Here is a 7,559-nt window from a genome sequence, read left to right on the forward strand (position 1 = left end):
TTGTCCCACTGCTCAAAAAAACACCCACATACTTGCGGGTGTTTCTCAAATTATTTATTATACACTTGCCAGCAATTCGGGTTCTTTCGTTTCGTTTAACTCAAGTGCCTTAGAGGTTGATTCTTTGATTTCACGCAGTAATTCCGGATTTTCACGTAATTTCATTCCATAGGATGGAACCATTTCTTTAATTTTCGGTTCCCATTCTTCCATCCGTTCCGGGAAACAGCGATTCAAGATATCCAACATAACCTGTACGGCAGTGGATGCACCTGGTGAAGCACCGAGTAATGCAGCAACTGTTCCGTCCGCACCTGTAATTACCTCGGTACCAAACTGTAATGTTCCTTTTCCGCCGTGATCCGTATCTTTAATGACTTGGACACGCTGTCCAGCAACAATCAAGTCCCAGTCCTCACTCTTCGCATTCGGAATGAATTCACGAAGTTCTTTCATCCGCTGTTCTTTTGATTGCAGCACTTGTGTCACTAAATATTTCGTAAGCGGCAACTCCTTCGCTCCTGCTGCAAGCATCGTAAATACGTTGCTCGGTTTTACCGAAGTAATTAAGTCCATATTGGAACCCGTCTTCAAGAACTTTGGTGAAAATCCGGCATACGGACCGAATAATAATTGCTTCTCATTATTGATATAGCGTGTATCCAAATGCGGTACGGACATTGGTGGTGCACCGACCTTCGCTTTACCGTACACTTTCGCATTATGCTGTTCCACGATTTCTGGATTATTACATACCATGAAGATTCCGCTAACCGGGAACCCGCCGATATGCTTGCTCTCTGGAATGCCTGTTTTTTGTAAAAGATGCAAGCTACCACCGCCACCGCCAATAAAGACGAATTTCGCAAAATGGCTTTCCGTCTTACCAGTTTCCAAGTTTTTCACTTTGACTTCCCAGCCTCCCCGTTTTTGCTTCAGATCTTCCACTTCATGATTGTACTGGATATCTGCTCCAGTCTCGTCTAGATGTTCAAATAACTTCCGAGTTAAAGCGCCAAAGTTCACATCTGTTCCACTATCAATCTTCGTCGCGGCAATCCCATCTTCAAGTACGCGGTCATTCATCATAAGCGGCAGCCATTCCGCTAATGTTGCAGGGTTCTCCGTGTATTTAATATCTTCAAACAAAGGATTTTCCTTCATCAATTCATAACGTTTCTTTAAAAATTCGACATTCTTTTCACCTTGGACTAAGCTAATGTGCGGCAACGCTCTAATAAACTTCTCCGGATCCTGCAATAAGCCTTTCTTTACAAGATAGGACCAGAACTGCAAGGAAACTTGGAACTGCTCATTCACATTATTTGCCTTTGTTACATCGATTGTGCCATCTGGATTTTCAGTCGTATAGTTTAACTCACATAATGCGGCATGCCCTGTACCAGCATTATTTAATTCATGTGAACTCTCTTCCCCTGCTTTCTCAAGCTTCTCAAACACTGTAATGTTCCACTCCGGCGCCAATTCATGCAATAGCGTACCAAGCGTTGCACTCATAATTCCAGCACCGATTAAAATAACATCTGTGTTCTCCCTTTTATTCATACTATCCTCTTCCTTATCTGTATATTTTGAACAACGGCGCAAGCACCCTTACAGGCTAAGTACGCGATTCGTTACGCGGACGCCTGTACCAGCGTATCCAGTAGTCGCAGCAACGTACAAACTGTTCCTTCCAGAACGGAAGGTAGTTCGGTGTTGCCCCACTGAATGAGTTTCACTTTATAGTTTCCTTTGCTCCTCCAAAAAATGAAAGTGCTTCCACAAATTCAATTGACTTAAGAACCCAATAGATTCTGCCCATAGATAAATTCATATAGTTGTAACACTATTATTTTAGCATATTCCCTAAATCTGCTCCAGCATTCCGCATGAAAACAGTTTTTTATGATTAAATGAGGAGCAATAACGGATAAGTTATCCATTATTCGTCTTAAAAGCTTGTCAAGCTACTGACAAGTGATAAGAAAAATTGTACAATGGAATATGAATTGTTCATGATATTCAACATAACGGTATGTTAAATATAGAATGGAAAGGGATGCGGGAATGGAAGTACGTGTGGAGAAAGATTTTTTAGGTGAAGTAGAGATACCTGACACCGCCTATTATGGTGTACAAAGCGTGAGGGCAAGGGATAATTTCCCCATCACAGGCTACAAGACGGATGTGACACTTATCCGGGCAATTGGTTTTGTTAAAAAAGCTGCTGCGATGACGAATGCCGAGCTCGGTCAACTGGATAAGCAGCTCGCTGAAGCAATTGTAACAGCTTCGGAGGAAATAATTAGCGGGAAATTTGATGACCAATTTATCGTCGACCCAATTCAAGGTGGAGCGGGAACTTCCTTCAATATGAATGCAAATGAAATTATCGCGAACCGAGCACTCGAATTATTAGGCGAAAAGAAAGGCAACTACAGTATTATTAGCCCGAACTCGCATGTCAATATGGCACAATCAACAAATGATGTTTTCCCAACTTCAGTAAATATAGCACTTATCGAACGCCTACATCATCTCGTTGATAAAATTGCCAAGCTTGTCGATGCCTTAAAGTCAAAATCTGAGGAATTCGATAATGTCATTAAAATGGGAAGAACCCATCTGCAGGATGCTGTTCCAATCCGTCTTGGCCAAGAATTCATTGGCTACCATTCTGTTATTGATCGTGACCTAGAGCGAATCAGTAAATCAATCAAAGGCTTACGCTCCATCAACCTCGGTGGAACATCTGTTGGAACTGGACTCAACGCCCTGCCGGAATACACGGAGAAAGCTGTTGACTACTTAGCAGAACTCACAGGCTTTGAACTGAAAAGCAGTGAGAGCCTGATTGATGCTACTCAGAATACAGATGTCTATACCGAAGTGTCTGGCATGCTGAAAATCCATGCATTAAATATATCGAAAGTCGCTAATGACTTACGCCTGATGAGTTCCGGTCCGACTGCAGGACTTGGAGAAATCAATCTTCCGGCACGTCAAAGCGGCTCTTCCATCATGCCAGGTAAAGTAAATCCGGTTATTTGTGAAGTAATTAGCCAAGTCGCTTATCAAGTTGTTGGGAATGACGCAACAATTGGAATGGCAGCAGAAAACGGACAGCTTGAATTGAACGTAATGAAGCCGGTCCTTGTATTCAACCTTCTCGAATCCATTTCTATTTTAGAAAATGGAATTCAGATCTTTAAAGAATATGCTATTGAAGGAATGACTGCGAATATCGAACATTGCCGGAATATGGTCGAACGCAGTATTTCTCTCGTAACCGCGATTAATCCATATGTTGGTTATGAAAAAGCAACTGAAGTCGCCCGGATTGCAATTGAGACAAATCGTCCGATCCGTGAAATCTGTATTAAAAACGGAATTCTTACAGAAAAAGAAGTCGATACGATCCTCGACTTAAATAACTTAACTTCCCCTGGAATTGCTGGGAGAGATAAAGTATATGCAGGGAAATAAGTAATTAAAAACGGTCGGTTCAGGAACTATTCCTAACCGACCATTTATTTTGCCGTTCAAAATAATATTGCAGTACATAGGTAGCCCGCTTGCATTGGGGGTGTGCTTCGATATTTTTCAGTAATCCTTTAATAACCGCTTGATGCAATGAGGGATTCACCAGCTCGTTTTTTAACATAAGAATGGATTCTTTTTCCACAGATTCTTCCAGCAAAGCAATCGTCTCATCAAGAATCGCGTAAACCCTCTCCTTTGTAATCGATGTTCCCTGTGACCCTTTTAGCATAATGTAGGCATCTTCTGTAATTGCCGGTTGGCTCGTATGTTTAGCCAAAATATGCGTCTTTTCTACAAGTGATTCAGCGAGCTGTTTTGCGTCAAAGGGCAGATCTGTAAGTAGCAATATTTCCATATAACTCTTCATGAGGCCAAGAATCGTATAGACAAGGTCATATTTGTTCTCCAACACTTTTTCTCCATACACCTTTTCAAGCATCGTTAAAATCAATTCTTGCATCCGTTCATTATAGCCACTGATTTGCGTAATAAATTCCTCATCCAAAAAGTGAACTTGCTCTTTCATAAAGATTTTTGCGAATCCCGATTGCTTCAAAAAACGTTCAAAGTGATATTCATAAAAATTATAGAGTAGTTGATCGGAAGCGCCTTCACTGACCACTTGGTCAACACCGGTAATAAACTCCCGTAAAAATTTATGAATTAAGGCCATAATCAGTTCATCCTTCGATTTGAATGAAAGATAAAAGGCTCCTTTTGATATACCAGAACGTTCCGTGATTTCTTGGACAGATGTTGCACGGAACCCTTGCTCAGCAAAAAGCTCCATTGCTTTTTCCATAATTAACTTTCTTTTTTCCATTTTTATCGTCCTGCTTTCCGCTATTTCTATTGACTTCTGACCTGCTGGTCATTTATTATAGAAAAATGAGTTTAAAATGTCAACAAAGGGACGGTGCAAATGAAAAGTATAGCTAATTTCGTTATGAAGAACAAACTTGCGGTATGGTTACTCACCATTATCGTAACTGCTAGTGGTATTTATGCCGGGACTCAGATGAAAACAGAGTCCATTCCAGATATATCCATTCCTTATTTAATGGTGATGGATGTTTATCCAGGGGCAACCGCGGAACAGGTGATGGAGGATATATCCATCCCGCTTGAACGAGCGGTTGAAGACCTGGAAGATGTAAAAAATGTTTACTCTGACTCCTCTTCCAGCCTTTCCAGTATTCAAATTGAATATGAATATGGAGTTGATATGGCGGAGAAACGTCGTGAATTGCAGGACGCAATTGAAGGCGTCAACCTGCCAGAAGATGCCCAAGAACCGACGATTACAGCAATTAGTCTTGATATGATGCCGGTTCTTGCATTAAGCATCAGTAGTACAGAAGAAGACATTGTCGAGCTTACATCAACTGTAGATGAAGTCATTCTGCCAAAAATTGAAAAGTTGGACGGAGTAGCCTCTGCTACAATGGCCGGTCATCATGTAGAAGAAGTACAGCTTACATTCGATGAAGCCGCCATGGAAGAACTCGAGCTCGATGAAGAAACGGTAAGAGATATGATCCAGGCAAGTGACATGGCCGTTTCCCTCGGTCTGTTTGAGTTTACAGAAGGAGAAGAAGCTGTTGCCGTTGACGGGAAATTCACGACGGCGGAAGAACTGGAAGAGATGGTTATTCCAGTCACACCATCAGAAGAAAATCCTGTACCATTTGTAGAACTTGCTGATATTGCAGAAATCGAAACAGTCGGTAAGGTCGAGTCCATCTCCCGTACAAACGGAGAAGATGCGATTGGGATTCAAATTGTTAAAGGCCAGCAAGCAAACACAGTTGATGTTGTTAATGCGGTCAAGGATTTAATGGAAGAAGAACAGGATCGATTGGACGGACTTGTTGTAGATGTTTCGCTTGACCAAGGAGAACCAATTGAAGATTCCGTTAGCACAATGGTGGAAAAAGCACTATTCGGTGGAATAATTGCTGTTATGATTATCCTGCTTTTCTTACGGGATATTAAATCCACAATTATTTCCATCATTTCCATTCCAGTTTCTATTTTCACGGCTTTCCTGATCTTGAACTGGCTGGATATTACAATGAATATTATGACCCTCGGTGCGGTAACGGTTGCCATCGGACGGGTTATTGACGACTCGATAGTTGTTGTTGAGAATATTTATCGACGACTTCACTTGAAAGACGAACAACTTAGAGGGCGTGCATTAATCCGTGAAGCAACCATTGAGATGTTTAAACCTATCCTTTCGTCCACTTTAGTGACGATTGCGGTATTTGCCCCAATGGTCTTTATCGGTGGTATGGTTGGCGAACTATTCATGCCGTTTGCTTTAACGATGTCTCTAGCATTGCTCGCATCCTTACTTGTCGCAATTACAATTGTTCCGGCGTTATCCCATACATTGTTCAAGAAGAAATTATATGGTGACCGGACTGAAGTGAAACATAAAAAACAAGGAAAAATAACACAGGGATATAAGAAGTTCCTGAACTGGACATTAAATCATAAATTCATTACATCCTTTCTTGCAATTGCCCTACTCGTTGGAAGCTTATTCTTAACACCATTGATTGGCTTCAGTTTCCTAGGCAGTGATGAGGAAAAAGTGATGTATATCACCTATTCACCAGAACCAGGTGAGTTAATGGATGATACACTTGAAAATGTGGCAGAAGTAGAAGATAAGCTAATTGCCCGGGATGATACAGAAATTGTCCAGCTTTCCATTAATGATTCCACATCTCCTGAATCAGCGATGATGGGTACTGGTGGCGGCGGAGCACTAATCTTCGTTACGTTCGATGAGGATATGGAAAACTTCCCTGAAGTACGAGATGAAATTAAAGATTATATTACGGAAATCGGCCACTCTGGAGAATGGATCAGCCAGGACTTCTCTATGGATATAGGCTCGAATGAGCTAAGCTATACATTCTACAGTGAAAATCGAAATGATTTAAATGAAGCTGTTCGGATGGTTGAAGAAGTTATGACTGAAAATGAGCGCTTGGAAGATGTAACGTCGACTGCAGAAGGTGCATACGTCGAGCATATCTTGAAAGTTGATCAAGCGGATCTCCTGCAATATGGTTTAACAACAGGACAAATCGTCGGTATACTAAGCAATTCCTCTACAGAAGATGTACTGACAACGGTAGAAAAAGATGGTGAAACTCTTGACGTTATCGTTCAGCAAGAAGCAGAAACAGAAGCAACTTCAATTGATGAATTACTTGAATTAGAAGTACCTGTACCTGCTCAGCCAGGAACCGTACTTCCGTTATCTGAATTAGTATCTGTGGAAGAGGATTCAACGGTTGCTACATTGTCCAGAAGTAATAACCAATACTATGCGACCGTATCGGGAACGATTCTAGATCAAGATATTTCACAAGCAACTTCAGAGCTTGATGAGGCAATTGAAGATCTTGAACTACCTCGAGGTGTGGAAGTAGGCATTGCCGGGGTTGCAGCTGATATGGAAGAAACATTTGAAAAGCTTGGTGTTGCGATGCTTGCCGCAATTGCGATTGTTTACTTCATCCTAGTTGTTACCTTTAGTGAAGGAATTGCCCCATTCGCAGTTCTATTCTCCCTTCCATTTGCAGTTATTGGATCTTTCATTGGTCTATACTTGACTGGTGACACCATTTCCGTAACGGTAATGATGGGACTCTTGATGCTAATTGGTATCATTGTCACGAACGCGATTGTGCTTGTCGACCGGATCATCCGGATGGAACGCAGCGGTATGTCGCTTCGTGAAGCGATTATCGAAGGTGGAGGCACACGTCTCCGTCCAATTCTGATGACAGCTATCGCGACAATCGGAGCCCTTATCCCACTTGCTGTTACAGGTGGCGGAGGACTTGTATCAAGAGACTTAGGTATCACCGTTATCGGTGGACTCGCAAGTTCGACACTCCTTACACTCATTATCGTACCAGTGGTATATGAAATGTTAAGTAAACTCTTTAAGAAAGACCGTAAAAATATTAGAGAAGATTAATCGAAAA

The 7,559-nt window shown here is 41.6% G+C and carries 4 protein-coding genes; 2 read left to right on the forward strand and 2 right to left on the reverse strand.

Annotation, left to right across the window (positions count from 1 at the left end; all coding sequences use genetic code 11):
* Positions 1-57: 57 nt before the first annotated feature.
* Positions 58-1,608, reverse strand: a complete 1,551-nt coding sequence (mqo, locus tag SPD53_RS04730) for a malate dehydrogenase (quinone) (protein ID WP_268239570.1) — start codon at positions 1,606-1,608, stop codon at positions 58-60.
* Between the two features lie 444 nt (positions 1,609-2,052).
* On the opposite strand from mqo, the gene SPD53_RS04735 reads away from it, so the two are divergent.
* Positions 2,053-3,489 (forward strand): aspartate ammonia-lyase, encoded by a 1,437-nt coding sequence (locus tag SPD53_RS04735; RefSeq protein WP_188855886.1) that lies wholly within the window; start codon positions 2,053-2,055, stop codon positions 3,487-3,489.
* Positions 3,490-3,508: 19 nt separating this feature from the next.
* Here the strand turns inward: SPD53_RS04735 and SPD53_RS04740 are convergent, their stop codons facing one another.
* Entirely contained in the window at positions 3,509-4,369 is an 861-nt protein-coding gene (locus SPD53_RS04740) for a TetR/AcrR family transcriptional regulator (RefSeq protein ID WP_336251779.1), read from the reverse strand.
* A 99-nt stretch (positions 4,370-4,468) separates the two neighbouring features.
* On the opposite strand from SPD53_RS04740, the gene SPD53_RS04745 reads away from it, so the two are divergent.
* Positions 4,469-7,552: an efflux RND transporter permease subunit gene (locus SPD53_RS04745; RefSeq protein WP_156856197.1), complete on the forward strand. Its 3,084-nt coding sequence runs from the start codon at positions 4,469-4,471 to the stop codon at positions 7,550-7,552.
* The last annotated feature ends 7 nt before the right edge of the window (positions 7,553-7,559 follow it).

It is taken from the genome of Oceanobacillus sp. MO10714A (assembly GCF_037072045.1).
Classification (GTDB): Bacteria; Bacillota; Bacilli; order Bacillales; family Amphibacillaceae; genus Oceanobacillus; species Oceanobacillus indicireducens.